This window comes from Rhodovarius crocodyli, assembly GCF_004005855.1.
GTDB lineage: Bacteria > Pseudomonadota > Alphaproteobacteria > Acetobacterales > Acetobacteraceae > Rhodovarius > Rhodovarius crocodyli.
On sequence record NZ_SACL01000003.1, the window covers coordinates 430,641 to 453,841 of the forward strand.

The window sequence follows — 23,201 nt, forward strand, 5'->3', positions numbered from 1 at the left end:
CGCCGGTGGAAGCCCCGCCGGCGCAGCCGGCTGAAGTGCCGCCTCCGGCGCAGCCGGCTGAAGTGCCGCCTCCGGCGCAGCCGGCCGAAGTGCCGCCTCCGGCGCCCGAGCCGGCGCCGCTGCCCCTGCCGCCGTCACCGCCCGCGCCCGAACCCCTGCGCGACCCGCCGCCCCCCGCGCCCGACCCGGTGCCTGAGCAGCCGCGCGGTTTCTTCTCGCGCCTCAAGGCCGGGCTCACGCGCACCACCCGCCAGCTGACCGACAACATCGCCAGCGTCTTCACCAAGCGGAAGCTGGATGAGGCCGCGCTGGAGGAGCTGGAGGAGACGCTGATCATGGCCGATATCGGCGTGTCGGCATCCCAGCGCATCGTGCAGAAGTTCCGCCAGACCCGCTTCGGCAAGGAAGTGACGGCCGAGGAAGTGAAGGCCGCGCTCGCCGAGGAGATCACCGCCATCCTCGCGCCCGTCGCGACCCCCCTGGCCATCGATCCGGCCAGGAAGCCGCATGTGGTGCTGGTGGTGGGCGTGAACGGGGTGGGCAAGACCACCACCATCGCGAAGCTCGGCCAGCAATGGCGGGCCGAGGGCAAGAACGTCATGTTCGCCGCCGGCGACACCTTCCGCGCCGCCGCCGTGGAGCAGCTGCAGATCTGGGGCGAGCGCACCGGCTGCCCGGTGGTGGCCCCGGTCAAGCAGGGCGCCGACGCCGCGGGCCTGGCCTATGACGCGCTGGCCCGCGCGCGCGATGAGAACATGGATGTGCTGCTGATCGACACCGCCGGCCGGCTGCACAACAAATCAGCCCTGATGGAGGAGCTGGCCAAGGTGGTGCGCGTGATCCGTCGTATCGACGAGACCGCGCCCCATTCCGTGCTGCTGGTGCTGGATGCCACCACCGGCCAGAACGCCGTGCAGCAGGCCCGCGTGTTCAAGGAACTGGTGGCCGTGTCCGGCATCGCGGTGACCAAGCTGGACGGCTCGGCCAAGGGCGGTGTGGTGGTGGCGCTGGCGCAGGAATTCGCCATCCCGCTGCACATGGTCGGCGTGGGTGAGAAGGCCGATGACCTGCGGCCGTTCGAGGCACAGGATTTCGCCAGGTCACTGATGGGGCTGGGATAAAGACTGGCGGCCTAAAAAGATTGGCGCCCTGCCGTCTCCGGCAGGGCGCCATTTTTGTTGGATGCCGCTTGGCCCAGGTGGCAGGGGCGAAGCCCCCTGCAATCAATCCGCCCCTGCGGCCTTCGCGCCCTTGGCCACGGTTGCCCGCGCCTTGGCCAGCTCTTCCTCCACCCACAGGGAGTGGTGGTCACGCGCCCAGTTGATGTCCACCTGGCCGCTGCCCATCGCGTCGAAGGCATGCTCCATGCCCAGGCTGCCGATGTAGATATGGGCCAGGATGCCCGCGATCATCAGCACGCTGATCAGCGAATGCGCCATATGGGCCCATTGCTGGCCTTCGATGTTGGTGACCGTGAAGGGGAAGACCAGCAGATAGCCGCTGGCCGCGACCAGGCCGCCGCCGATGACGGTCATCCAGAACACCATCTTCTGGCCGGCGTTGAAGCGGCCGGCGGGCGGATGCCCCTTGCCGACCAGCCCGCCGCCCATCCTGAACCACACGATGTCCAGCTTGTTCGGGATGTTGTCCTTCGCCCACAGCAGCAGCATCACGACGATGCCCAGCGTGAAGGGGAAGGCCAGGAAGTTGTGCGCCAGCTTGCCCCAGGTGCTGAGGGCGGTGAACGCTTCCGGCCCGATGATGGGCAGCAGCAGGTGCCGGCCGAAGGTCAGGTTCAGCCCCGACAGGCCCAGGATGATGAAGCAGCTGGCCACCATCCAGTGGTTCGCGCGCTCCAGGATGTTGAAGCGGGTGATGGTGCGGCCGGAATAGCCGTGCTCCATCCGGATGCGCCCGCGGGTGAAGTAGAACACCGCCAGGATCGCCAGCATGCCCAGCACCGCGATGCCGCCCACCCAGGCGAGCGTCACGTTATGGTACTCGCGCCAGGAACGCCCGGCGGGCTGGATCAGGTTGGCCGCGGTCTGGTTCGGGATGGAGATGCGGCCGCTGATGCGCTCACCGCGCAGGGTGGCCATCAGTTCCAGTTCGGCCGCGTCAGGCTGGCCGCGATCGCCGAAGGGGGCGGGGGCAGGCTGGGCCGGGGCAGGCGTCGGCGCCGCCGCCGCAGGCTGCTGCGGGGCCACCGGCTGCTGGGCCGGGGTGGTGCGGCCGGGCTCGGTCGTGGCGGGCACCTGGCCGGCGCCGGGGGCGCCTCGGCCGGCGCCGGCCTCGGGCACCGGGGCCTGCACCTCGGGCGCGCCGGGGTGCGGGGGCTGCTGCTGCGGGGCCTGGGTGGCCGAAGGGCCGGCAGGCTGGGTCGAGGCAGGCTGGGCGAGAACGGGCGTCGCCGCCAGCATCGCCAACAGGGCGAGGGTAGTACGCATCATCAGGCTCCCAGCGTCTCGCGATAGGCGGTGCGCCAGCCCCAGGCGCCGGAGCCGTAGCCGCGCTTCTGCACGCGCTCGCGGTAGATCGTGGCGATCATGTCGCTGTCGCCGGCCAGCAGCGCCTTGGTGCTGCACATCTCGGCGCAGAGCGGCAGCTTGCCTTCCGCGATGCGGTTGGCGCCGTACTGGGTGTATTCCACCAGCGTGTTGTCGGCCTGCGGGCCGCCCGCGCAATAGGTGCACTTGTCCATCTTGCCGCGGCCGCCGAAGTTGCCGACGCGCGGATACTGCGGCGCGCCGAACGGGCAGGCGTAGAAGCAATAGCCGCAGCCGATGCACAGGTCCTTGTCGTGCAGCACGATGGCGTCGGCCGTCGTGTAGAAGCACGACACCGGGCACACGGCGGCACAGGGCGCATCCGTGCAGTGCATGCACGCCATGGAGATCGAACGCTCACCGGGCTTGCCGTCATTGATGGTGACGACGCGGCGGCGGTTGATGCCCCAGGGCACCTCGTGCTCGTTCTTGCAGGCCGTGACGCAGGCGTTGCACTCGATGCAACGGTCGCTGTCGCAGAGGAATTTCATGCGTGCCATGGTCGTTCCTCCTCAGGCAGCCTGGATCTGGCAGAGCGTGACCTTGGTTTCCTGCATGAAGGTCACCGGGTCATAGCCATAGGTCGTGACGGCGTTCACCGACTCGCCGAGCACGATGGGGTCCGTGCCCTGCGGGTATTTGCCGCGCTGGTCTTCCTGCATGAACCAGCCGGCGAAGTGGAACGGCATCCACGCCACGCCGCGCCCCACGCGCTCCGTCACCATGGCCTTCACCTTGATGAACTTGCCCGCGGGCATTTCGGGGCCGCGCACCAGCACCCAGCCGCCGTCGCGGATGTTGCGGCTGGCGGCATCGGCCGGGTTGATCTCGACGAACATGTCCTGCTGCAGTTCCGCCAGCCAGCGGTTGGAGCGGGTTTCCTCGCCGCCGCCCTCGTATTCGACCAGGCGGCCGGAGGACAGGATGATCGGGTAGTCGCGCGCCACTTCCTTCGAGCGGTTCTGCACCGAAACACCCAGATGCGGCAGGCGGAAGCCGCGCCGGTCGGGCAGGGTCGGGTACTTGTCGATCAGGTCGGTGCGCGGGGTGTAGATCGGCTCGCGGTGAACGGGCACGGGGTCCGGCAGGTTCCAGGCATTGGCGCGGGCCTTGGCGTTGCCATAGGGCAGGCAGCCATGTTCCATCGCCACGCGGATGATGCCGGCCGACAGATCCGTCGCCCAGGAGACATTGCCGCCGCCGGGGCCGCCGATGCCCTCGATCACGGCCTTTTCCTGGGCCGTCAGCTCATCGTACCAGCCCAGGCGCTTCAGCACCGGCACGGTGAATTCGGGGTAGCCGTCCGTGAGTTCCGAACCCTTGGAGTAGCTGCCCTCAGCCAGCAGGGTCTTGCCCTCGCGCTCCACGCCGAAGCGGGCGCGGAAGGTGCCGCCGCCTTCCTTCACGTGGAGCTCGGTGTTGTAGAGCACATGGCTGCCGGGGTGGCGCATCTCGGGCGTGCCCCAGCACGGCCAGGGCAGGCCGTAAAAGTCGCCGCGGATGGCTTCCGGCGCGTCGGGCTTGGCGCGCAGCGTCACCAGGTCGAACTGGTCCTGGTGCTGCATGTGCAGCTTCAGCCGCTCCGGGCTCACGCCCGAGTAGCCGGTGCTGAGCGAGCCGTAGTTGATCTCGCGCAGGATGCTCTCGGCGCTGGGCTCGCCCTCGACGATCTCCATGCGCTTGAACATGTCCGCGGTGAAGCGGATGGTCATGTTCCGGCGCTCGGCCGCCGTGTCCATCGCGCGGCACAGGTCGTACATCACGCGATAGTCGGTGCGGGATTCGAAGATCGGCTTCACCACCCGGCTGCCCCACTGGATGGAGCGGTTGGAGGAGGTGCGGCTGCCGTTCGTCTCGAACTGGGTGGACATCGGCAGCAGGTAGGTGCCGTCGCGCCGGTTGCTGAGTGCCGCGAAGGTGGTCGGGTGCGGGTCGGCCACGACCAGCAGGTCCAGTGCCTCCAGGCCCTTCACCGCTTCGGGCATGCGCGTGACGGTGTTGCCGCCATGGCCGAACACCACCATCGCCTTCAGGCGGTCACGCTGCTGGATCTGGTCCTTCGGCAGGGTGATGGCATCGAAGTAGCGGGTGGTCGGGATGCCGGGCGTGGTCATCATGGCCGGGCTGTCGAAGCGCGAGACCATGCTCTCGTAGGAGACGTTCCACACGCGCGACCAGTGGCGCCACGCCGCCTCATCCAGGCCGTAGTAGCCGGGCAGGGAGGTGACATCGAGGCCGAAGTCGGTCGCGCCCTGCACGTTGCAGTGGCCGCGGAAGATGTTCGCACCCGTGCCCGGCTTGCCGACATTGCCGGTGGCCAGCAGCAGGATGGAGTAGGCGCGCACATTGGCGGTGCCGACCGTCTTCTGGGTGGCACCCATGCACCAGATCAGGGTGGAGGGCTTCTGGGTGGCGAAGATCTCGGCCACCTTGCGCAGCTGCGCGCCGGGCACGCCGGTCACGCGCTCCACTTCCTCGGGGTTCCACTTGGCCACCTCGGCGCGGACATCGTCCATGCCGTAGACGCGCTGTGCGATGAACTGCTTGTCCTCCCAGTTGTTCTGGAAGATGTGCCACAGCATGCCCCAGATGATGGGGATGTCGGTGCCCGGGCGGATGCGCACGTATTCGGTGGCGTGCGCCGCGGTGCGGGTGAAGCGCGGATCGATGACGATCAGGTTCGCGCGGTTGATCTCCTTGCCGGTGAGAACGTGCTGCAACGAGACGGGGTGCGCCTCCGCCGGGTTGCCGCCCATGATGATCATGGTCTTGGCGTTGCGGATGTCGTTGTAGCTGTTCGTCATCGCGCCATAGCCCCAGGTGTTCGCGACACCTGCGACCGTGGTGGAATGGCAGATGCGCGCCTGGTGATCGACGCTGTTGGTGCCCCAGAACGCCGCGAGCTTGCGGTACAGATAGGCACCTTCGTTGCTGAACTTGGCACTGCCCAGCCAGAAGACGGAATCGGGGCCGGAAGCCTGGCGCACGGCCATCAGCTTCTCCGCGATCTCGCTCATCGCGGTGTCCCAGCTGATGCGCTGCCACTGACCGCCGACCAGCTTCATCGGGTACTTGATGCGGCGGTCGCCATGGACCAGCTCACGCACCGAGGCGCCCTTGGCGCAGTGGGTGCCGCGGTTGATCGGGCTGTCCCAGCTGGGCTCCTGGCCGACCCACACGCCGTTCTGCACCTCCGCCGTCACGGTGCAGCCGACCGAGCAATGGGTGCAGACGTTCTTGATGCGCTGCACGGGCTGGGAATGGTCCAGCACGCCGGCGCCGGCGCCGGCCGCTTCGGCCATGCGCGGCTTGAGGCCGGAGAAGGCGGCGAGCCCGGCGCCCGCCACGCCGGCCTGCTTGAGGAAGCCGCGGCGGTCGAGCGCACCGGCCGAAAGCCCCTGATAGGCGGAAGCCAGGCGCTGCTTCGCGGCCTTGCCGTCACTGCGTTTGATGAGCATGGCGCGGGGTCCTCAGTAGCGGTTCGTGCGGTAGAAGGCCTGCACGTCGGCGCTGTTGGCGTTGTAGCGGGCGGCGGTCCGCTGGGCGGCGTTTTCCTTGCGGGCATCGCGCGCCGGCACGCTGTCCGCGCGCTGGGCCAGGGCGCTGTCGGCGACGACCGCCGCCGCCGTGCCTATGCCGAGAACCTTGAGGAAGCCGCGGCGCTCGTCCTTGGGTTTTGCGTTCTCGGTCATGTCAGGATGCTCCCAGCGGCAGGGCGGCTGCCGCGTTCTCGATGTCCAGCAGCGCGCGGCCGAAGCCGCCCACTGCCCGGTAGAAATCGGCTCGCTGGCTGGCCAGCAGGTCGGCGAACAGGCGGCCCGCCCAGGGGCGGATATGCCTGGCGTAGAATTCGTCGGGGCCCATGCCCGGGATCGAGGCGATCTCGCCGCGCAGCAGCCCGGCCATGGTCTCGGCCACGAAGGCGATGTGGTCCTCGGGTTCCGGCACGCCGTCCTGGCGGCGCACGCCGAGGGCCGAGAGCGTCGCGCGCAGCTCTGCCAGCGGGCGCTCATGCAGGAAACCCGTCAGGTAGTAGCTGGCATAGGGCAGGATCTCGCCCCGGCCGACGCCCACGAACAGGTCGAAATATTCGCGCTCGACGGCCTTCGGCGAGACGCGCGCGGCGGCGGCCGACAACTCCGCGATGGCGGTGCCGATGGTGCTGTCATCCCCCGGCAGCCCGGCCACCAGGCGCAGCAGGGCCCGATCGGGCTCGATGGCCGTCAGCGCGCCCAGCAGGGCGAAGGCGCCGGCCCGATTCTCGTTCAGCAGGTCGGCTTCGGGAACGTCCTGCGCGGGCGGGGAGGGCCAGAGGTCCGGGCGCAGGATGTGGCGGGGAATGCCGGTCAGGGCCTCGATCTCGGGCGCGCGCTCGGCCGGGATTCCCTGTTGTTTCCACACGAAAACCGTGCGGCGGGACACGCCGATCTTTGCCTGGAAGGCGTCGATGCCCCCGACCGCCGCTACCGCGGCGTCGGTGCCGACCTGATACAGTTCTGTGCCCACCGGGGATGAGTGCAATATCTTTGCACGCAGGTCAAGAAATGGTGCAGTTTCATTGCACTGCAACACGTCATTGACGTTAATTGAGAATGATTATCAATTTCAAATACTGGCGCGTTACTCGGGCAACGCGCCGCCGTGCCGCCGCCTGGCGGGCGCCGGCCTTTCCGCGGGCGCGGGTGGCGCGGGCGGCGGCGTTTCCACTTCGGGCATGGAAAGCCTGATCGGCTCCAGGGGGGGCTCCTCCTCCTCGGACACCGGTTCCGGCTCGGCAATGACCGGCTCCGGTTCCGGCTCGGGCGGGGCCTCGCCGCGCTCCTTCGCCAGGGCCGCGTCGTATTCCTCCAGCTGGCCCACCGCATGGGCCAGCAGGCGCTTGGCGTCGCCGCCCAGCTCCAGCGCGAAGCCCGGCACCCCGTCGGGGGCGTTGAAATCCCAGGCATAGTCGGCAGGGCCGATGAAGTCGCGGATGGCCGGGTCCAGGCTCCAGGCGCGGCGCATGGCCAGGCGCTTCAGCGCCTCCGGCACGCCCTTCTTCAGAAAGGCCGAGAAATCGCTCTCCGCCGTCAGCGTCTCGATATCGGGCAGGGTGGCGGGGTCGAATTCCGGTTCCGGTTCCGGTTCCGGCGCGGGCACGGGCTCCGGGGCTGCCGCCACGGGTTCAGCCACCGGCTTGGGCACTGATTCCGGCACGGGCTTCGGGGTGGGTTCCGCGACCTCCAGCCCGCGCTTGCGGCGCGACCAGCGGGAAAGGAAGCCGCCTTCCTCGCTCCCTCCTTCCTTACTCATCGTCGAAATCCGTCATCCGCCGGCCCAGCGCCTCCGGGTCCGCCCGGTCGCGCTTGCGCTTGAAGAACTGGCGTTCCTCATGGTGGCGCGCCACGAAGGCGCGGATGGCCTCCAGCAGCGGCGCGGGCATGGGCAGGGATTCCAGGTGGTCGTTGCCGACATCGGCGAACAGATGCGCCTCGCCGGGGTCCACCGTCACGCGCTGCAGCAGCATGCCGGGCTCGCCCTCGCCGGGGCGCAGCACCACCCAGATGCGCGGGTCCGGCGCCTCCGTGTTGTGCTTCAGGTTGTCGGTCTCGGTGCGGAACAGGTCCAGCTCCGCCGTGCCGGCGAAGAAGCGCGTGGTGCCGTCCTGCTCATGCAGCACGGTCCAGGGCGCCATGTCCGGCGGGTCCAGCAGCACGTCGGTCACGGCCCAGACATGATCGACCCAGCGGGTCACGGCGGGGCGGCGTTCCGCCAGCACCCCCACCACGATGCTGGCCAGGGGCGGCACGCTCATTGCACGGATTCCAGCGGAAGGCCCGTGACCAGGTTCTGCGGCTTCATGCGGATCACCTGGGCCCGGTCCATCGCCAATGCCAGGTAGCAGGGCTTGCCGCGCTGCTTTTCCAGCACGCGGGATTCATCGGTGAAGCGCAGCACGCCCAGCCACATAATGCGCGCCAGATCGGCCTGGGGCAGCTTCTTGCCCTCCCACAGCCCGTTGGCGATGCGCGATGCCTCGGCATCCAGCCCCACATGCCAGGACCAGTGGGCGTCCTCGATCACCGCCGCCGGCTCGATGGTCACGCCGATGCCCAGCACATGGCCGATGAAGCGTTCCAGCGCGCGGGCCAGCGCCTTCTGGCCGTCACGCGTCTCAGCGATGTCCAGCGCGAAGTCATGCGCGTCGGAGCGCGCCCAGTACTGGGTGGCATTCGCCTCGGACAGCACGTCCAGCTCCACCTCGCGCGGGGTGGCGCCGGCCTCGGTCAGCAGGCGGCCCAGCGCGCCCAGGTCGCCGTCGGCGGCCTTGGCGTCCACGATCTCCTCATCGGCCAGCAGGGTGGCGCCATGGGTGATGGCCACGCGCTGGCTGCGGAAGAACAGCTCGCCGGCGCGCAGGATGTGCGTGTCCGTCACGCCGTCCAGCGCGGCCCGCGCGACCAGATGCGTCAGCATCTGCAGGAAGATGGGCGGCACGCCCGCGACACCTTCCCGGTAGAAGGCGCACCAGGCGGCCTCGATGCTGGCGTGGCGCTGCACCCGGGCACGAAAGGCCAGGAACACCTGCCAGTTCTCCCGCGCGTCGGCATCCTCCAGGGGGGAGGGATCGGCCTCGGCCAGCGGGTCCGCCATCAGCGCCGCGTGCAGGGCGCGCTCGGCGTCGCAGGCTTCCTCGGGTGGCACCAGCTCCGGCCGGGCCAGGAAGGCGCGCCACAGATCGGGGGTGGCCACCAGCCGTCCGTCGGCGTCGCGGTCGCACAGATGGTGGCCTGAGGCGACCCAGAAGTCGCCGGGCAGCAGGGAGAGGCTCATAGCTTGGTCAGGTCCGGGCGTTCCACGGGTTCGTCCACCTCCTCGATGGCGAACACCGGCAGGCTGTTCAGTGAGGCAGGGCGACGGTGCAGGGTGCGGAAGCGTTCCCGCACCTCGCCCTTTTCCAGCGCGCGTTCCAGGGCCAGCACCGTGCCCGGCGCATGGCCCTGGCACAGGCTTTCGGCGAAGGCGATCTCCTCCTCGGCCGCGGCGCGGGCGGCGGTGGGGTCGGGCGCGCCATAGGCCGAGAGGATATGCGCGGCGAGTGCCGCCACCACCGCCTCGCGGTCCGTGGCCTCCGCCACTTCGACCAGGGTGGACCAGCCAAAGCTGGCCAGCCCCAGGAAACCGGCGCGGAAGGCCTGGCGGCGCTTGCCCTGCAGGGTTTCCTCCGTGTCGTCCCAGAAGCAGAAGCCGCCGGGCACGGCCCATTCCCCCGGCGCGGCGGCGGCCGGGAATATCACGCTGTCGGAAGGATCGAGCCTGAGGGTGCGGGGCAGAAGGGTCACAGCGGGAAGATCTCTCGCACGCCGTCGCGTTCCAGTACCAGCCCGCCGGTGGCGGGGTCGATGCCGCGCTTTTCCCCGGCATGGTCCAGCAGGCGCGCCATCAGGTTGCGGAAGGCGCGATCCGGCCCCCGCGCCTGCCATTCGTCCAGCCCCGAGAGGAAATGCCGCGCCCAGGCATCGGTCACGGCCTCCGCGTCCACATCCTCATAGCCTTCCTCGGAAAGCGCGGTCTCGCCGGGCAGCAGGCCCGATTCATGGCCGGGCGGGAAGGCGAGGCGGCAGGTGAAGCCCACCACCAGCCATTCGGGCACCTCATCCTCGGCCGCCGGGGCGGCGGCCAGGTGCAGCCGGCCCACGGCGCCGCTGTTCAGCACCACCGTGCCGTCCCAGCGCAGCTCCACCGGAAGCTCCGGCGGGCCCAGCACCACCAGCGCATCGGCCAGGGCGTTGGCCGCCACATGGCGGGCGATGCGCGCCTGGCGCAGCGGCATGTCGGGTTCCAGCACCACCGCGGCCTCCACACGGCCGGCGGCGCGCACGAAGCACAGCGTGCCCGCCCCGCGAGAGGGCGCGGGCGCGCCTTCCTCGGGCGCCAGCTCGACGGCGGCGCGCATCGCGTCCTGGCCCTCTCGCAAGGGCACAGGGCGGAAAAGGCTGGGAAGTTGCAGCATGTCTCTGTTCCCCCGGCAGGGCCGCCCCGATATAGGCACCCGGAGCACCGCTGGAAACCGCATGAACCGCATCGCCTTTGTCTGCAGCTGCGAAGACACGATGGAACCCGACCTGGCGCTGATCCGCCGGGGCTGCCCGGGCGTGGAACTGCGCGGGGCGGAACACCTGTGCCGCTCCCAGCTCGACCGGTTCCAGGCGGCGCTGGCGGAAGGGCGGCCCATCACGGTCGCCTGCACCCAGGAGGCACCGACCTTCGAGCAGGAGGGCGAGGAAGCCGACCTCACCTTCGTCAACATCCGCGAGAATGCGGGCTGGGCGCGCCAGGGGCGCGATGCCTCGGCCAAGATGGCGGCGCTGCTGGCCATGGCGCAGGTGCCGATGCCCGCGACGCCGGTGGTGGCGATGGAAAGCCAGGGCGTGTGCCTGGTGCTGGGCCGGGACGAGGTCGCGATCGACGCCGCCCGCCGCCTGGCCGAGACGCTGGACATCACCGTGCTGCTGACCGGGCAGGAGGATGTGCAGCCCGCCTCCTCCACGCCCTTTCCCATCCTGGCGGGGCGGGTGGCCCAGGCCACCGGCTGGCTGGGCGCGTTCGAGCTGGTGGTGAACGGCTATGCGGCCCCCATCCCGTCCTCCCGCGCCGCCTATCGCTGGGGCACGCCCCGCGACGGCGCGCGCAGCCGCTGCGACATCGTGCTGGACCTGACCGGTGGTGCCCCGCTGTTCCACGAGACCCGTGACGGCTATCTGCGCGCGGACCCCGCCAACCCGGCGGCCGTGCTGGAAGTGGTGCTGCGCGCCCAGTCCCTGATCGGCGAATTCGAGAAGCCGCGCTTCGTCACCTTCACCGACAGCCTCTGCGCCCATTCGCGCAACCGCCGCACGGGCTGCAGCCGCTGCCTGGATGTCTGCCCGACCGGCGCCATCACGCCGGGCAAGGACAGCGTGGCCATCTCGGCCGAGATCTGTGCCGGCTGCGGTTCCTGCGCCGCCGTCTGCCCCACGGGTGCCGCCCGCTATGCCCTGCCGCCGGCCGAGGCGCTTGGCCAGCGCATCCGCGCGGGGCTGCAGGCCTATCGCCGCGCCGGCGGCGAGCACCCGGTGCTGCTGCTGCATGCCGAGAAGGGCGAGGCGATGATCGAGGCGCTGGCCCGCCACGGTGACGGCCTGCCGGCCCGCGTCATTCCCGTGCGGGTGAACGAGGCGACGCAGATCGACCTGTCGATCCTGGCCGCCGCCACCGCCTGGGGCGCGGCCGGCCTGCGCGTGCTGATGCCCGCCCGCCGCCCGGAAGGGGCCGAGGGCGTGCTGCGCAACATCGAGACGCTGAATGCCGTGACGGCCGGGCTGGGCCTGGGCGAACGCGCCGCCGCCATCGAGACGGACGACCCCTTCACCCTGGGCGACGCGCTGGCGGGCCTTAGCCTGAAGGCGGTCTGGAAGCCGGATGAGGCCCTGGCGATCGGTGCCCCGCGTGAGGTCGCGCTGCGCAGCCTGCGTGCCCTGCATGGGGCCAGCGGCAGCGCCATCCCCGCACTGCCCCTGCCCGCGCTGGCGGGTTTCGGCGCGGCGCAGGTGAAGGCCGACGGCTGCACCCTGTGCCTGGCCTGCACCATGGTCTGCCCGGTCGGCGCCTTCCGCTCCAACCCCGACGCGCCGGAGCTGTCCTTCCTGGAGGATGCCTGCGTGCAGTGCGGCCTGTGCGCCGCCACCTGCCCGGAGAAGGTCATCACCCTGGAGCCGCGCCTGAACTTCGCGCCCGAGGCGCGGGAGCCGCGCGTGGTGAAGCGCGAGGAGCCCATGCCCTGCCGCCATTGCGGCAAGCCGTTCGGCACCCGCAGCAGCGTGGAGCGCGTGAAGCAGAAGTTGGCCGCCAGCGGTCACTGGATGTTCACCGACCCGAAGCGCCTGGCCGTGCTGGAACTGTGCGAGGACTGCCGCGCCATCGAGGCGACGACCGGCGGGCTGGACCCCTATGCCGGCCCCACCAGGCCCGACACCCGCACGACGGAGGACTACCTCCGCGACGCCCAAAGAGCGAACCAGGAGACGAAGCACTGATGTTGCGCCGCATCGCCCTTGCAGCCCTGCTGCTGGCCAGCACACCCGTTTTCGCCCAGGACCAGCAGGCAGGCTTCCGCGTGGTGAACCGCACCGGCCAGGACGCCACCGGCCTGTTCGCCGTGCGCACCCCGCGCGGCACGGGCGGGGATTGGGGCAATTCCCTGCTGACGCCCGGCCGGCCGCTGCCGAACAATGCGGGCTTCCGCGTCACGCCCAACGACAGCGCGGCCTGCCGCTTCGACCTGCGGCTGGTGCTGGCGGACGGGCGCGAATCGGTGCTGCGCAACCAGGACATCTGCGCCAACCGCACGCTGGAACCGCGTGAGGCCGCGGCCCCCCAGGCGCCCCCGCCGCCCCCCGCGAACGCGCGCCCGGCCGAGCCCAACCGCGGTGCCCAGCGGGTTTCCACCGGCAGCGGCTTCATGGTCGCGGCAGAGCGCGTGATGACCAACGAGCATGTGGTGAACGGCTGCAACCGCATCATCATCCGCACGCCCGAGGGCCGCTGGCTGGCCGCCGTGCCGCCCGCCCGGGTCGATGCGCAGCTCGATCTCGCATTGTTGAACGTGCCCGGGCTGAACGCCCCGGTGCTGCCTTTGCGCAGCGCCCCCAATGTCCGGCGGGGTGAGGGCGTGGTGGCCTACGGCTTCCCGCTGGCGGGTCTTTTGTCATCCGACCCCAAGCTGACGCGCGGGGAGGTGAACGGCCTGGCGGGGCTGGGCGACAACCCCAACCAGATCCAGATCTCGGCAGAGGTGCAGCCCGGCAATTCCGGCGGCCCGCTGCTGGATATGCACGGCAATCTGGTGGGCGTGGTGGTCGCCAAGCTGAACGCCCAGCGGGTGGCCCAGCGCACCGGCGACATCGCCCAGAACGTGAATTTCGCGGTGCGGCTGGAGGCGGTGACGACCTTCCTGCAGCGCGCCCAGATCACGCCGCAACGGGCCGAAAGCAGGGGGGCGGAGATGAGCGCGCCCGATGTCGGGGACGTCGCCCATCGCTCCACCATGTTCATCCGGTGTGAGCGTTAGCCTTGGCCCGGGCCCCGCATTGACCCATGATGCCTGATCGCAGGAAAGAATGACCAGGAATGCGGGGCCGTAGACGATGCTGAAGTGCCTGATCATCAACAACTGTCAGGTACAGACGACCAAGCACGCGCTTTCGCTCCTTTGCCCCAGCATCGCCTTCGACGGTTTCGCGGTCCACACCATCCCGCATGACCGCAAGGAGGAAAGCATCCAGGCCTGCATCGAGCAGGCCCGGCAATCCGACATCGTGATGACGGTCAATCTCAGCAAGGAATTCCTGGGGCTGGAGACACCATTGCTGCGCGAGGCCACGCGCGGCACCCGCTTCGTCACCATCCACAACCTGTATTTCACGGGCTACCACCCGGATCTGACCTATCTGGGCGGGCTCTGGAGCCGGATGCGCGGGCCGCTCGGGGATTATCACAGCCAGCTCGTGTTCTTCGCCTTCGTGGCCGGCGTGTCGGAGCAGGAATGCCTCGCGCTGTTCAACGACCGCACCTTCGCCGCGCTGAAGTATTTCGACCAGTTCGATGCCTCGCTGCAGGAGTTCCGCCGGCGCGAGGAGGCGGTGGATGTGGTCTTCGCCGAGGAAATGGGCCGGCTGGTGCGGGAGCGCATCGGCTTCCTCAGCGTGAACCACCCCAACAACTTCCTCACCTGGGTCTATGCCAACCGCATCCTGGACCATCTGGAGAGCCTGGGCGTGCCGGTGGAGCGGTTTCCGATCGACGACGGCTATCTGTTCAACCACCTGGCCCATGCGCCGATCTGGCCGATCTATCCGGAAATCGCGCGCCATCACGGACTGCCGACGCCCGGCTTCTATGGCTTCAAGCCGCAATCCATGGGCGACACGCCCACGCCGCTGCTGAGCCTGAAGGAATTGATCGCGGGGCAGTACAAGGCGCTGGCCGAGGCCCCGCGTGAGCAGCTGCTGCGGGCGCATCAGCTGCATTTCATGCGTGAGGAATGCCGGGCTGTGTTCGGGAAGTACCTCGTCTAGCGCCTGGGCTTGTCCGGCGGGGGGTGCGCCGTCGCCGGGTTTTCCGGCCAGTCGTGCTTCGGATAGCGCCCGCGCATATCCTTGCGCGCATCCAGCCAGCCGCCCGCCCAGAACCCCGCCAGATCGCCCGTGATGGCGATGGGCCGCCCGGCCGGGCTCAACAGCGAGATATGCAGCGGCACCCGCCCGCCCGCCAGAACCGGCGTGGCCGTCATGCCGTACAGGTGCTGGGCACGGGCCTCCAGGCGCGGCACTTCCTGCGTGTAGTCCAGCCCGGCGCTGCGCCCGGCCAGCAGCGGCAGGCGGGTCGGTAGTTCCTTGTCCAGCGCGCGCCGCTGTTCCTGGCTCAGCGTGCCGGCCAGCAGGCTGTGGGTATCGAGGCCCCGAAGCTCCGACAGCTTCGTCATGCCGCCGAGCCATACCGGCAGCCATTCCCGCGCCGTGGCGATCAGGGTGGGCATGGACAGGTCGGGCCAGGCCTCGCCGTCCAGCGCGCGCATCCGGGCCACGCGGGCCTGCAGCTGCTTCGCGGCCTCGGTCCAGTCCAGGTCGCGCAATTCGCGCTCGGCGGCGGCGCGCGCCAGGGCTTCGGCCAGGGCGGCGGGGTCGGGGTTGGGGCTCTGCTGGTCCTCCAGCACCAGGGGGCCGAACAGGCGGCGGCGCCGGGCGGAGACGCTGCCGGTGCGGGCGTCCAGCATCGCCCCTTCCTCCCAGCGCAGGCGCTCGGGGAAGCGGGCTTCCAGCAAGGCGAGGTCCAGCTGTGCCGCCATGCGGATGCGGGCATCGGTGCCGGCCAGTTCCAGCTCCGCCACCGCCAGCAGGGGCGCCTTGCGCAGCGGGTCGTTGGCGAGGGTCCGCGCGCCGGGGCCGGCGGCGCCGCCATAGGCCTCCAGCCCCGCCAGCCGGAAGGCGCCTTCCATCACGCCGCGCCGGGCGGCGATGCGGTCCGGGAAGCCCGCGGCCAGCAGCGGCCCGGCCTCGCCGCCCGGCAGGGCGCGGCTGTTCAGCCCCAGGCGGCGGCGGTGCTGCTCGGCGGAACGGCGGATGCGCTGGATCGTCGCGCGGTCCGCATTCGGGTGGTCCATGCCATGCAGCAGTTCCAGCCGCTGGGCGATCTCGGCCGGGGCCTCGCGGTCGCGGATCGGGTCCCGCTCCTCCAGCAGGGCGGCCAGGTCGGCCGCGAGCGCGCGCTCGCCTTCGTCCTTCGCGGCCAGCATCATGCGGGCGAAGCGCGGATGGGTGCCCAGGCGCGCCATGCGGCGGCCCATATCCGTGATGCGGCCCTGCGCATCCACCGCATCAAGGGCGCGCAGCACGGCCCGCGCGGCGGCCAGCGTGCCGGCGGGGGGCTGGTCCAGCAGCGGCAGTTCGGCGGCGGTGGTGCCCCAGGCGGCGCAATCCAGCGCGAAGGAGGCGAGCTCCGCCTCCAGCATCTCGGGCTTTTCCTGCTGCAACAGCCCGCGATGCAGCGCCTCGGTCCAGAGGCGATAGGCGACGCCCGGCTCCGTGCGGCCGGCGCGGCCGGCGCGCTGTTCGGCCGCCGCGCGGCTGATGCGCTGGGTGGTCAGGCGCGAGAGGCCGGAGGCAGGGTCCAGCCGGGGCGCGCGGCGGAACCCGCCATCCACCACGATTCGCACGCCGGGCACGGTCAGGCTGGTCTCGGCGATGGAGGTGGCGAGCACCACCTTGCGGCGGGGGCCGGGCGTGAGCGCGCGATCCTGCTCGGCGGGGGGCAATTCGCCATGCAGGGGCAGCACGTCGGCATCCAGCCCGCCCAGCCGCTCGGCGGTGCGGCGGATCTCGCCCCAGCCGGGCAGGAAGGCCAGCACGTCGCCGGGATGGGCGCGCATCGCCTCGCGGATGGTGCCGGCCATGGCCTCGGGCAGTTCGCGGTGGTCCTTGAGTTCGCGCGGGCGGTGGAAGACGTCCACAGGATAGGCGCGGCCCATGCTCTCGATGACCGGCGCGCCCAGCAGGGTGGCGAAGGCCGCGCCGTCGAGCGTGGCGGACATCGCGACCAGCCGCAGTTCAGGGCGCAGGCTGCGTTGCAGGTCCAGGCACAACGCAAGGGCCAGGTCGGTGTCCAGGTGCCGCTCATGCGCCTCGTCGAACAGCACGGCGGCGACGCCATCCAGCCCGGGGTCCGATTGCAGGCGGCGGACGAGCAGGCCCTCGGTCACCACCTCGATGCGCATGCCGGGGCCGGAGATGCGATCCAGCCGGGTCGCCAGGCCCACGCGCTCGCCCAGCTTCTCGCCCAGCAGTTCCGCGATGCGGCGTGCGGCGGCGCGGGCGGCGACGCGCCGGGGCTCCAGCACCAGGATGCGGCCGCCCGCGACCCAGGGCTGGTCCAGCAGCGCGATGGGCACCAGCGTGGTCTTGCCCGCGCCGGGCGGCGCCACCAGCACGGCCGAGGAACCGGCATTCAGCGCGGCGAGCAGGCCGGGGATGGCCTCATGGATCGGCAGATGGGGTTCGGGAAGCATCGCGCCCCCGATATCGCGCTATGTCGGCCGGCGATAGACGCGGCCCTGCATCCGGCGCGCGATGGCGAAGCCCAGCCGCTCATACACGCCGATGGCGCCGGTATTGCCGGCATAGGCGTGCAGGAAGGGGGTTTCGCCCCGCGCCTGGATCAGGGCCGCGACATGGCGCGTCAGCAGCCCTGCCAGCCCCTGGCCGCGATGGTCGGGGTGGGTGCAGACGCCGCTGACCTCGGCATGGCCGGGCAGGCGCAGGCGCTCGCCTGCCATGGCGGCGATGCGCCCGCCCAGCCGGATGCCCCAGAAGCCGCCGAGTTCCAGGCAGCGCGGCCCGATGGGGCCGGGTTTCGTCAGATCGGCAAGCGCCACCATTTCCGCCACCTCGGCGGGGCCTAGGGGTTCGATGCGCGGGTCCGCCGGGGCCGCGACGGGACGGGTCGCGACCATCTGCACGCCCTCGGCGCGGGCTTCCTCCACCAGCCCTGCCGGGCAATCGGGCGGCGCGGTTTCGAACAGCATGATGGCCTCGCCGGGGGCGGGCAGGGCGGCCAGGGCCGCGGCGTCGCCGGCCGCGAAGGGCAGCACGGCGGGATCGAAGCGCCAGGCCCGCGCGTCGCCCTGCGCCAGATGCGCCTGCGGGCCGGTCAGCGCGGCCCAGATGGGGCGGTCGAGCATCATCATGCGTCCCTGATGCGGGCCAGCAGCGGGCGTTCCCGCAGCCCGGCCTCGATGGCGGAAAGCCGGTGCAGCAGCGTGCCCTCACCGGCGCAGAGCGCGGCGACGGCGGCGTCGATGCGCGGCCACAGCGTTGCCTTGGCCTCATCGACCAGGGCCTGGCCCTCGGGCGTCAGGCTCAGCAGCCGCACCCGCTGGTCTGTCTGGCGCGCGACGGCCAGCAGGCCCGCCTCGACCAGCGCATTGGCGGCACGGGTGGCGCCGGGCTGGGCGATGCCCAGTGCCTCGGCCAGGGCGCCCACGGTCAGCGGCCCCAGCCGGTCGATGGCGGCCAGCGGCGGGAAATGCCCGGCCTGGATGCGGATGCCGGCCTCGGCCATCACGCGCTGGGTTTCGGCCTGCAGCAATTCGCCCAGCCGGCGCAGGCGGGTGCCGAGCGCCAGGTGGCCGAGGGAGTGAACGACATCTTCCATATCGAGATATATATCGAGGTATTGTTTGACCTTCAAGCCGCCGCACCCTATCCCGGCCCCGCGAGGCAACGTCCTCCCTGCCCGGTTTCAGGCGAAGCCGGGGCAGCTCAAGCCCGGGACGGCCCGGCCCTTTCGCAAGGAGGGCCGTCATGCCCTGGATTCTGTTGACCGTCGCCGGACTGCTCGAAGTGGTCTGGGCCTTCTCCCTCAAGCAATCCGAAGGTTTCTCCCGGCCATGGCCCAGCCTGGTCACGGTGGTGGCCATGGCCGGCAGCTTCTGGCTGCTGGCGCTGGCCATGCGCGCCCTGCCGCTGGGCACGGCCTATATGGTCTGGACCGGGATCGGGGCGGTGGGGGCCTTCGTGGTGGGCGTGCTGGTGCTGGGTGAACCGGCCACCGCCATGCGCCTGGGGGCGGCATTGTTGATCGTGGCGGGGATAGGCCTGATGAAACTCGCGGCCTGAACCGCGCATTCCGGTTACCAGATGGAACCGGAACACGAAGCCCGGATCGCGGCGGACAACGCAGCCGAGGTCCGCCGCGCCGAACAGAGCCGCCCCCAGCGCCCGGGCTTCTTCGGGCGGCTGATGGAGTGGCTGGAGGGGATCGCCGTCATCGGCGATGCCATCCAGCTGGTCGTGCTGGTGGTGCGCGGCATCTGGATCGCGCTGAAGGCCTTGTTCGCGCTGCTTCGCGTCTTTGACTGACCCCCCGCAAAATTAATGATGCATCGGCAAGAGTCACGAAACGGGCGCCTGAAACCGGCGTTTGCCCGGCATGCGTGCCATCCTCGCCCTCCCCGTCCTCCTCGCCTGCGTGGCCTGCAATGAGCAGGGAACCGCGTCGCGAACCCCCCAACCCTCCGGCAGAGACGAGGCCGCGAAATCGCTCGCGGATGCCTCGCTGCAGCAGCGACTGCGAAGCCAGGGCACGCAGCAGCGCGGGGTGCAGGTGTTCCAGCAGGCCCTGCCGGGCATGGTGGCGGTGTGCGGGCGTTCGACCATGACGAGCGGCACCGGCGCGCCCTATGTGCCCTATGTCGCCGTCGTTTCCTTCGAAGGGGAGGCGCCGCGCGTCACCACCCTCTCGCTGGGCGAGACCGGCCCCGAGGCATCGCGCGTTTTCATGGAAATGACCGATCGCTGCTTCGAGGGCGGCGGCCCGGCCAATGCCCGCGCCATGGCGCGCAGCTATCCCCCCCTGCCCACCGGCGCCATGCCGCAGCGTGAGCCCGAGCAGCAGGCCGAGCCCGCCGCCGAGACGCAGGCCGAGGCACCGCGCGCCAACGGCACGGTCACCATCTCCTCCCGCAGCGGGGCCAACCTGCGCACCGCCGCCCGTGGCGGCGACGTGATCCGCACCCTTCCGGCCTCCAGCACCTATGACCTCATCACCGAGGCGCCGGGCGGCTGGGTGCAGGTGGGTGAGCGCGGGGCGCCGATCGGCTGGGTGCATAACTCCGTGCTGGAGGCGCGGGCGCGCTGAGCCTGGCTTGCCGCGCCGGGCTTTCCGGCGCGACACTCGGGCGATGAGCGACGACCTGATCCGACTTTCCGCCACCGAGGCGGTGTCCCTTCTCAAGCGCGGCGAGGTTTCGCCCCTGGAACTGATCGACGCGGCAGAGGCACGCATTGCCGCCGTCGAACCCGCGCTGAACGCCATGCCCACCCTGTGCCTGGACCGCGCGCGCGACCACGCGAAGCGCCTGATGGCCGGGCAGGGACGTGAGCTTGAGGGGGCGCCGGGCTGGCTGGGCGGCCTGCCCGTCTCCATCAAGGACCTGACGGATGTGGCGGGGGTGCGCACCACCTATGGCTCGCCCATCTTCAAGGATCATGTCCCCAAGGACTCCCACCCTGTCGTGAAGCGCATCGAGGCGCATGGCGGCATCGTGATCGGCAAATCCAACACGCCGGAGTTCGGGGCGGGCGGGTCGACCTTCAACGAGGTGTTCGGGCGCACCCGCAACCCGTGGAATACCTCGCTGACCTGCGGCGGCAGCACGGGCGGCGGCGCGGTCTCCCTCGCGGCCGGCGAGGCCTGGCTGGCCCAGGGCACCGATCATGGCGGCAGCCTGCGCCGGCCCGCGACCTATTGCGGGGTGGTGGGGCTGCGGCCCTCGCCCGGGCGGGTCACGCGGGGCAGCGTGAACAACATGTTCTCGCCGCTGTCCGTGCAGGGGCCGATGGCGCGCAACGTGCCTGACCTGGCGCTGTTCCTGGATGCCATGGCCGGCTGGTGCCCGCTGGACCCGCTGACCTATGACGCGCCCGCCCGTTCCTATGTGGAGGCCGTGGCGGCGGCGAAAGCCGAGCGGCCGAAGCGCATCGCCTTCACCGCCGACTTCAACGGCCAGCTTCCGATGGACCGCGAGACCCGCGAGATATGCACGAAGGCGGTGCGTGCCTTTGAGGCCGCGGGCTGCATCGTGGAGGAATTCGCCCCCGACCTGGGAGAGCTGGGCGAGGCCTTCCTGATCCTGCGCAGTCAGGCCTTCGTGGTGGACCGTGAGTTGCAGCTGCAAACCCATCGCGACCTGATCAAGCCCGACATCATCTGGAACACCGAGCGCGGGCTGAAGGCCACGCCCAGCCAGTTGGCCTGGGCCGACCGGGAGCGCGCGGCCTTCTATCGCCGCATGGCCGCGCTGTTCGCGACCTATGACGTGATCGTCACGCCGGGGGCGGCCACGCCCGCCTTCGACGTGATGCTGCGCAACCCAGAGACCATCGCCGGCGTGAAGCTGGAGAACTACATGGCCGGGTCGATGATCAACGCGGCCTTCACCATGGCGGGCTGCCCGGCGGTGGCCGTGCCCTGCGGCTTCGACCAGTACGGCCGGCCGGTGGGCCTGCAGGTGGTGGCGCCGCCGAAGCGCGATGACCGCGCCCTTCAGGCCGCAGCCCTGTTCGAGCAGGTGAGCGGCCTGGCCAAGACCGTGCCGATCGACCCGAGGGCAGGGACCGTGCCGCCGGCCGAGGCGGCTCAGGCGATCTGAAGCTCCTGCAGGCTGACTTCCAGCTCCTGGAAGCTCGGCATGGAGTGGCTGGGCGCGACCTTGCGCCCGATCTCCACGCTCACCTGCGGGGCGTTGCCCTGCAGATGCGCCACGATCACGGCGCGGATGACCTCATAATACAGGCATTCCTCCTCGATCACGGCTGTCAGCCGGGCGGCGATCGGGCCCATCAGCCCATAGGCCAGCAGCACGCCCAGGAAGGTGCCGACGAGCGCGCCGCCGATCATGCCGCCCAGGATGGTGGGCGGCTGGTCGATGCTGCCCATGGTCTTCACCACGCCCAGCACGGCGGCCACGATGCCCAGCGCCGGCAGGGCGTCCGCGATGTTCTGGATGGCGTGGGCGGCGTGCAGCTCCTCGTGTTTGATCTTCTTCAGCTCCCGCGCCATCACGTCCTCGATCTGGTGCGGGTCGTCGGCATTCATGCCGACCATGCGCAGATAGTCGCAGATCAGCGCGGTCGCGTGATGGTCGGTCTTGATCTTGGGGAACTTGGCGAAGGCGGCGCTTTCCTCGGGCTTCTCGATGTGCGGTTCCAGCGCCATGGCGCCCTTGGTCTGGGCCAGGCGCACGAAATAGAACATCAGCGACAGGATTTCGGTGTAGTCGTGCTTGTGGAAGCGGCAGCCCTTCAGGGTTTTGCCGAAGCCGCCCAGCGTGTGTTTCACGTCATGCATGGAATTGGCCATGATGAAGGCGCCGATGGCGGCGCCGCCGATCATCATGCCTTCCAGCGGCAGGGCGTGCAGGATCAGCCCGAAGCTGCCGCCGGAGATGGCGTAGCCGCCGAAGACGGTGGCCAGCAGGAACAGGAAGCCGCCGATCGTGTTCATCGGGCGGCCCCCGCGCCACGCGGCTGGTCGCTGATGCGCAGCATGGTGATGGCCACGCGCCGGTTGCCGGCGGCCTGCGGCTGGTCAGGCAGGTGCAGCTCCCGGTCGGCGGCCCCCGTCACGGCGCGGAAACGTTGGTCGGCCACCCCGGCCTCCGCCAGCAGGCGGCGGGCGGCGTTGGCGCGTTCGGCCGACAGCTCCCAGTTGGTGCGGCCGTCACCGCGGAAGGGAACCGAATCGGTGTGTCCCGTGATCTGGATGGGGTTGGGCAGCCGGGCTGCCGCCAGCGCCACGGCGCGGATCAGGGCGCGGGTGCGCTCGGTGGGCTGGGCATTGCCCGAGGCGAACATGGGCTGGCCGTCCGCGTCGATCAGCTGAATGCGCAGCCCCTCGGGCGTGATCTCGACCGAGACCTGCTGGGCAAGCTCCGCGGTGGCGGGGTTTTGGCGGATCTCCTCGCGCAGCTGGTCGGCCGCCTGTTCCATCGCCGCCTGTTCACGGCGGGCCAGTTCCGCCCGCAGGGCCATGTCCGTCATGCGGCCGGCATCGGTGTCGCGCTCGGCGCCCTGGGTGCGGGCGGGCGTCTGGCGCGCGCCGCCAGGTCGGCCGGGCTGGTCGGCTGCGACGTTGCGCTGGGCCTGCTCCTCCTCACCGGGCGGGCCCTCGCGGCGGGCGGTGGGCGGCTGCTCCAGCTCGTCCGATTCGTCCTCGATGTCGAGGCGGGTGGGATTGTGCCCGCGCTCGACCCGGATGGCGCCGGCATCGCGCGCCATGGTGCCCACGCTGTTGATGGTGGTGCCGCCGAAGGGCTGGCCCATGCCGGAGGAGCCGGAAGAAAGCGCGTTGCTGGGGGAGAAGTAGTCCGCCAGGCCCCGGCGCTGTTCCTCCGTGGTGGCGTTCAGCAGCCACATCAGCAGGAAGAAGGCCATCATGGCGGTCACGAAGTCGGCATAGGCCACCTTCCATGCGCCGCCATGGTGGCCGCCGCCGCCTTCCTCGATCTTCTTGATGACGATGGTCACGCCATCGCCCTTGTTCCTGGCCATGCTGCCCCTGTCCCGCTTCTGGAACCCGCGC

At 70.5% G+C, this 23,201-nt stretch carries 23 protein-coding genes; 8 read left to right on the forward strand and 15 right to left on the reverse strand.

Features of this window, described 5'->3' with window-relative positions; translation table 11 throughout:
* The first annotated feature begins 188 nt into the window (after window positions 1–188).
* A complete protein-coding gene (gene ftsY / locus EOD42_RS11240; RefSeq protein ID WP_240655139.1) occupies window positions 189–1,121 on the forward strand; it encodes a signal recognition particle-docking protein FtsY in 933 nt (310 codons plus the stop codon).
* A gap of 102 nt (window positions 1,122–1,223) precedes the next feature.
* Here the strand turns inward: ftsY and EOD42_RS11245 are convergent, their stop codons facing one another.
* The 10 genes from EOD42_RS11245 to EOD42_RS11295 all read right to left on the reverse strand — a co-directional run bounded on the left by EOD42_RS11245 (window position 1,224) and on the right by EOD42_RS11295 (window position 10,539).
* Window positions 1,224–2,450, reverse strand: coding sequence for a formate dehydrogenase subunit gamma (locus EOD42_RS11245; RefSeq protein WP_240655124.1), 1,227 nt, complete (start codon window positions 2,448–2,450; stop codon window positions 1,224–1,226).
* Complete coding sequence (gene fdh3B, locus EOD42_RS11250; protein ID WP_127787613.1) at window positions 2,450–3,046, reverse strand: formate dehydrogenase FDH3 subunit beta; 597 nt, start codon at window positions 3,044–3,046, stop codon at window positions 2,450–2,452. Before fdh3B ends, EOD42_RS11245 begins: the two co-directional genes overlap by 1 nt.
* A gap of 12 nt (window positions 3,047–3,058) precedes the next feature.
* Window positions 3,059–6,004, reverse strand: coding sequence for a formate dehydrogenase subunit alpha (locus EOD42_RS11255; protein ID WP_127787614.1), 2,946 nt, complete (start codon window positions 6,002–6,004; stop codon window positions 3,059–3,061).
* Window positions 6,005–6,016: 12 nt separating this feature from the next.
* Window positions 6,017–6,238 (reverse strand): twin-arginine translocation signal domain-containing protein, encoded by a 222-nt coding sequence (locus tag EOD42_RS11260; RefSeq protein ID WP_127787615.1) that lies wholly within the window; start codon window positions 6,236–6,238, stop codon window positions 6,017–6,019.
* Window position 6,239: 1 nt separating this feature from the next.
* The gene (locus EOD42_RS11265) at window positions 6,240–7,052 is read right to left on the reverse strand and encodes a molecular chaperone TorD family protein (protein ID WP_206020324.1); all 813 of its coding nucleotides are present in this window, start codon (window positions 7,050–7,052) and stop codon (window positions 6,240–6,242) included.
* 114 nt (window positions 7,053–7,166) lie between these two features.
* Window positions 7,167–7,838, reverse strand: a complete 672-nt coding sequence (locus tag EOD42_RS26165) for a DUF3306 domain-containing protein (protein ID WP_206020325.1) — start codon at window positions 7,836–7,838, stop codon at window positions 7,167–7,169.
* Window positions 7,831–8,340: a DUF3305 domain-containing protein gene (locus EOD42_RS11280; RefSeq protein WP_127787617.1), complete on the reverse strand. Its 510-nt coding sequence runs from the start codon at window positions 8,338–8,340 to the stop codon at window positions 7,831–7,833. Before EOD42_RS11280 ends, EOD42_RS26165 begins: the two co-directional genes overlap by 8 nt.
* A complete protein-coding gene (locus tag EOD42_RS11285; protein ID WP_127787618.1) occupies window positions 8,337–9,359 on the reverse strand; it encodes a DUF6352 family protein in 1,023 nt (340 codons plus the stop codon). The genes EOD42_RS11280 and EOD42_RS11285 overlap by 4 nt, the downstream gene beginning before the upstream one ends.
* A complete protein-coding gene (locus tag EOD42_RS11290; RefSeq protein ID WP_127787619.1) occupies window positions 9,356–9,868 on the reverse strand; it encodes a DUF6505 family protein in 513 nt (170 codons plus the stop codon). Before EOD42_RS11290 ends, EOD42_RS11285 begins: the two co-directional genes overlap by 4 nt.
* Window positions 9,865–10,539, reverse strand: coding sequence for a biotin/lipoate--protein ligase family protein (locus EOD42_RS11295; RefSeq protein ID WP_127787620.1), 675 nt, complete (start codon window positions 10,537–10,539; stop codon window positions 9,865–9,867). Before EOD42_RS11295 ends, EOD42_RS11290 begins: the two co-directional genes overlap by 4 nt.
* A gap of 61 nt (window positions 10,540–10,600) precedes the next feature.
* Here EOD42_RS11295 and EOD42_RS11300 point away from each other — a divergent pair, with 61 nt between their 5' ends.
* From EOD42_RS11300 to EOD42_RS11310, 3 genes are all read left to right on the forward strand, one after another.
* Window positions 10,601–12,601 (forward strand): 4Fe-4S dicluster domain-containing protein, encoded by a 2,001-nt coding sequence (locus EOD42_RS11300; protein ID WP_206020326.1) that lies wholly within the window; start codon window positions 10,601–10,603, stop codon window positions 12,599–12,601.
* On the forward strand, window positions 12,601–13,635 hold the full coding sequence (locus EOD42_RS11305) for a S1C family serine protease (RefSeq protein ID WP_127787621.1): 1,035 nt from the start codon (window positions 12,601–12,603) through the stop codon (window positions 13,633–13,635). The genes EOD42_RS11300 and EOD42_RS11305 overlap by 1 nt, the downstream gene beginning before the upstream one ends.
* A 76-nt stretch (window positions 13,636–13,711) precedes the next feature.
* Window positions 13,712–14,641, forward strand: coding sequence for a WcbI family polysaccharide biosynthesis putative acetyltransferase (locus EOD42_RS11310; RefSeq protein ID WP_127787622.1), 930 nt, complete (start codon window positions 13,712–13,714; stop codon window positions 14,639–14,641).
* On the opposite strand, the gene hrpB is transcribed toward EOD42_RS11310, so the two are convergent.
* From hrpB to EOD42_RS11325, 3 genes are read right to left on the reverse strand one after another with little or no spacing between them, the layout of a single operon-like run.
* A complete protein-coding gene (gene hrpB / locus EOD42_RS11315; protein WP_127787623.1) occupies window positions 14,638–17,127 on the reverse strand; it encodes an ATP-dependent helicase HrpB in 2,490 nt (829 codons plus the stop codon). The genes EOD42_RS11310 and hrpB overlap by 4 nt on opposite strands.
* A gap of 18 nt (window positions 17,128–17,145) precedes the next feature.
* The gene (locus tag EOD42_RS11320; protein WP_127787624.1) at window positions 17,146–17,805 is read right to left on the reverse strand and encodes a GNAT family N-acetyltransferase; all 660 of its coding nucleotides are present in this window, start codon (window positions 17,803–17,805) and stop codon (window positions 17,146–17,148) included.
* Window positions 17,802–18,272, reverse strand: coding sequence for a MarR family winged helix-turn-helix transcriptional regulator (locus EOD42_RS11325; RefSeq protein ID WP_127787625.1), 471 nt, complete (start codon window positions 18,270–18,272; stop codon window positions 17,802–17,804). Before EOD42_RS11325 ends, EOD42_RS11320 begins: the two co-directional genes overlap by 4 nt.
* A gap of 149 nt (window positions 18,273–18,421) precedes the next feature.
* On the opposite strand from EOD42_RS11325, the gene EOD42_RS11330 reads away from it, so the two are divergent.
* From EOD42_RS11330 to EOD42_RS11345, 4 genes are all read left to right on the forward strand, one after another.
* On the forward strand, window positions 18,422–18,736 hold the full coding sequence (locus EOD42_RS11330; protein ID WP_127787626.1) for a DMT family transporter: 315 nt from the start codon (window positions 18,422–18,424) through the stop codon (window positions 18,734–18,736).
* A gap of 21 nt (window positions 18,737–18,757) precedes the next feature.
* Window positions 18,758–18,979, forward strand: a complete 222-nt coding sequence (locus tag EOD42_RS11335; protein ID WP_127787627.1) for a hypothetical protein — start codon at window positions 18,758–18,760, stop codon at window positions 18,977–18,979.
* A 70-nt stretch (window positions 18,980–19,049) separates the two neighbouring features.
* Entirely contained in the window at window positions 19,050–19,757 is a 708-nt protein-coding gene (locus tag EOD42_RS11340; protein ID WP_127787628.1) for an SH3 domain-containing protein, read from the forward strand.
* A 43-nt stretch (window positions 19,758–19,800) separates the two neighbouring features.
* On the forward strand, window positions 19,801–21,270 hold the full coding sequence (locus EOD42_RS11345) for an amidase (protein ID WP_127787629.1): 1,470 nt from the start codon (window positions 19,801–19,803) through the stop codon (window positions 21,268–21,270).
* Here the strand turns inward: EOD42_RS11345 and motA are convergent.
* Window positions 21,258–22,124, reverse strand: a complete 867-nt coding sequence (gene motA / locus EOD42_RS11350; RefSeq protein WP_127787630.1) for a flagellar motor stator protein MotA — start codon at window positions 22,122–22,124, stop codon at window positions 21,258–21,260. The two genes, EOD42_RS11345 and motA, sit on opposite strands and share 13 nt — an antisense overlap.
* On the reverse strand, window positions 22,121–23,170 hold the full coding sequence (locus EOD42_RS11355; protein WP_127787631.1) for a flagellar motor protein MotB: 1,050 nt from the start codon (window positions 23,168–23,170) through the stop codon (window positions 22,121–22,123). Before EOD42_RS11355 ends, motA begins: the two co-directional genes overlap by 4 nt.
* Window positions 23,171–23,201 lie beyond the last annotated feature (31 nt).

What these genes read in the sequence shown, in the direction of transcription:
- EOD42_RS11245 (WP_240655124.1), bottom strand. Translation starts at nt 2,450, where the DNA reads ATGATGCGTACTACCCTCGCCCTGTTGGCGATGCTGGCGGCGACGCCC.
- fdh3B (WP_127787613.1), bottom strand. Translation starts at nt 3,046, where the DNA reads ATGGCACGCATGAAATTCCTCTGCGACAGCGACCGTTGCATCGAGTGC.
- EOD42_RS11255 (WP_127787614.1), bottom strand. Translation starts at nt 6,004, where the DNA reads ATGCTCATCAAACGCAGTGACGGCAAGGCCGCGAAGCAGCGCCTGGCT.
- EOD42_RS11260 (WP_127787615.1), bottom strand. Translation starts at nt 6,238, where the DNA reads ATGACCGAGAACGCAAAACCCAAGGACGAGCGCCGCGGCTTCCTCAAG.
- EOD42_RS26165 (WP_206020325.1), bottom strand. Translation starts at nt 7,838, where the DNA reads ATGAGTAAGGAAGGAGGGAGCGAGGAAGGCGGCTTCCTTTCCCGCTGG.
- EOD42_RS11280 (WP_127787617.1), bottom strand. Translation starts at nt 8,340, where the DNA reads ATGAGCGTGCCGCCCCTGGCCAGCATCGTGGTGGGGGTGCTGGCGGAA.
- EOD42_RS11285 (WP_127787618.1), bottom strand. Translation starts at nt 9,359, where the DNA reads ATGAGCCTCTCCCTGCTGCCCGGCGACTTCTGGGTCGCCTCAGGCCAC.
- EOD42_RS11295 (WP_127787620.1), bottom strand. Translation starts at nt 10,539, where the DNA reads ATGCTGCAACTTCCCAGCCTTTTCCGCCCTGTGCCCTTGCGAGAGGGC.
- EOD42_RS11300 (WP_206020326.1), top strand. Translation starts at nt 10,601, where the DNA reads ATGAACCGCATCGCCTTTGTCTGCAGCTGCGAAGACACGATGGAACCC.
- EOD42_RS11305 (WP_127787621.1), top strand. Translation starts at nt 12,601, where the DNA reads ATGTTGCGCCGCATCGCCCTTGCAGCCCTGCTGCTGGCCAGCACACCC.
- EOD42_RS11310 (WP_127787622.1), top strand. Translation starts at nt 13,712, where the DNA reads ATGCTGAAGTGCCTGATCATCAACAACTGTCAGGTACAGACGACCAAG.
- hrpB (WP_127787623.1), bottom strand. Translation starts at nt 17,127, where the DNA reads ATGCTTCCCGAACCCCATCTGCCGATCCATGAGGCCATCCCCGGCCTG.
- EOD42_RS11320 (WP_127787624.1), bottom strand. Translation starts at nt 17,805, where the DNA reads ATGATGATGCTCGACCGCCCCATCTGGGCCGCGCTGACCGGCCCGCAG.
- EOD42_RS11325 (WP_127787625.1), bottom strand. Translation starts at nt 18,272, where the DNA reads ATGGAAGATGTCGTTCACTCCCTCGGCCACCTGGCGCTCGGCACCCGC.
- EOD42_RS11330 (WP_127787626.1), top strand. Translation starts at nt 18,422, where the DNA reads ATGCCCTGGATTCTGTTGACCGTCGCCGGACTGCTCGAAGTGGTCTGG.
- EOD42_RS11335 (WP_127787627.1), top strand. Translation starts at nt 18,758, where the DNA reads ATGGAACCGGAACACGAAGCCCGGATCGCGGCGGACAACGCAGCCGAG.
- EOD42_RS11340 (WP_127787628.1), top strand. Translation starts at nt 19,050, where the DNA reads ATGCGTGCCATCCTCGCCCTCCCCGTCCTCCTCGCCTGCGTGGCCTGC.
- EOD42_RS11345 (WP_127787629.1), top strand. Translation starts at nt 19,801, where the DNA reads ATGAGCGACGACCTGATCCGACTTTCCGCCACCGAGGCGGTGTCCCTT.
- motA (WP_127787630.1), bottom strand. Translation starts at nt 22,124, where the DNA reads ATGAACACGATCGGCGGCTTCCTGTTCCTGCTGGCCACCGTCTTCGGC.
- EOD42_RS11355 (WP_127787631.1), bottom strand. Translation starts at nt 23,170, where the DNA reads ATGGCCAGGAACAAGGGCGATGGCGTGACCATCGTCATCAAGAAGATC.